At 32.4% G+C, this 1074-nt stretch carries 2 protein-coding genes; both read left to right on the forward strand.

Translation table 11 applies throughout. The features are described from left to right. Positions 1–269: DUF4352 domain-containing protein (locus KI356_RS25840; RefSeq protein WP_212936869.1), on the forward strand; the 269-nt coding region annotated here is incomplete at its 5' end. Positions 270–356: 87 nt separating this feature from the next. Beyond that, positions 357–941: a hypothetical protein gene (locus KI356_RS25845; protein ID WP_212936870.1), complete on the forward strand. Its 585-nt coding sequence runs from the start codon at positions 357–359 to the stop codon at positions 939–941. Positions 942–1074: the final 133 nt, after the last annotated feature.

A 1074-nucleotide genomic window follows, 5' to 3' on the forward strand; every position in this document is an offset into this window, starting at 1 on the left:
CAAACAATCAAAAAGATGCTATTACTGTTGATGCTAACAGCTTCAAATTAGTTGATAATAAAGATCGTGAATTTACGTACTCTACACAAGCTCAAACAGCTTTCGATGTAGGTAACGGCGGTCAGTCTGATTTCTTCTTAAAACAACTTAACCCTGGTTTATCTCAAACAGGTAAAATCATCTTTGACGTTCCTGCTGACGCACAAGGATTAGTTTTAAAAGCTCGTGGCGGCATGACAGGCAAAGAAATTAAATTAAAAGTTGAATAGTTAAATAGTTAAAGGCACTCGAATGAGTGCTTTTATTTTGCCTTCCTAAATACAATTTAACAATTATGCATAAATGGAGGAATTAACATGAACAAAAAGATAATCGGGGGAATTCTAGGGGTTATTGTGATTATTATAGCCCTTGTGAGTATGAATGTATTACAAAAAAATGCTAAAGAAGCAGAAGAGAAGAAGAAACGTGAGGCTAGTTATGTTCAAGCCGCAGCGGAATTTTATAATAATATAGGATTAATGGGGTTTGTTGCTGAGATGGTTTTACCAGAGTATTCGGATGCTTGGTCGAAAGCAATCGATAACCGTCGAGACTTTAATATAGCTGTAAATGCTAAGAAAAAATCATATGATTCAATGATTTCTCAAGCTTCTGTCATATATAGTGATATGGAAGGTCAATTAAAAACTGTTTCTGAAGCTGCAAAAGAAAATCCAGATAAGTATAAAGAACTTTATGATGAATACAAAAAAATGTATGGGACCATTACATCTTTAAAGGAACAGACGGAATCGCCTAGTGGAACCCTCATGACATTTAACCAAAATGCAAATATGTTATTCCAAGAATATAAGAAATATAAAGGTAATATAGATGTAGTTGTATCTGAGGATATAAAAAATGAAGTTGAGAAGATTAAAGAAAGAAATAAAAAATAATTAAAATATATATGGAAGAGAATGTTGTTCATTGAGGCTATGAAAGGATATTAATTTTTTTCATTATAAAGCAAGAAGCCACTTTAAAAGTAGCTTCTTGTATTTCTATTAAGCCGAAGCTTTCTTCATTCTC

Origin of the sequence: Bacillus hominis, assembly GCF_018332515.1 — a bacterium.
Lineage (GTDB): Bacteria > Bacillota > Bacilli > Bacillales > Bacillaceae_G > Bacillus_A > Bacillus_A hominis.

What these genes read in the sequence shown, in the direction of transcription:
- KI356_RS25845 (WP_212936870.1), top strand. Translation starts at nt 357, where the DNA reads ATGAACAAAAAGATAATCGGGGGAATTCTAGGGGTTATTGTGATTATT.